Below are 259 nucleotides of genomic sequence, written 5' to 3'. Positions count from 1 at the left end.
CTCCCTGCAGGAGCGGCGGAAGGTCAGCGTGGTGTCGATGTTGTTCTTGATATGGATCAGCGCGTCCAACACCATCGGGCCGCAATCGTCCAGATCGATGGTGTAGCTGTCCATCCGCGGGTTGCCGCCCTGATCCGGGTCCCAGCGATAGATGCGGAATTCCCGCGCCGCCTTCGCCGATTGCGGCGGGGCATGGGTCTTGCCCTTGGTGATCTTGGAATTCTTCGGCAGGGTCAGTTGTGCCATCGATCCTTGGTCC

At 61.4% G+C, this 259-nt stretch carries 1 protein-coding gene; it reads right to left on the bottom strand.

Features of this window, described 5'->3' with window-relative positions; genetic code table 11:
* On the bottom strand, positions 1–246 hold a 246-nt coding region (locus R0J92_RS24285; RefSeq protein ID WP_411053566.1), incomplete at its 3' end, for a 2Fe-2S iron-sulfur cluster-binding protein.
* Between the last annotated feature and the right edge of the window lie 13 nt (positions 247–259).

Source organism: Tritonibacter sp. SIMBA_163 (genome assembly GCF_046535935.1).
In the GTDB taxonomy this organism is placed as follows: domain Bacteria; phylum Pseudomonadota; class Alphaproteobacteria; order Rhodobacterales; family Rhodobacteraceae; genus Epibacterium; species Epibacterium scottomollicae.
This window is presented reverse-complemented; position numbering and strand designations above follow the sequence as displayed.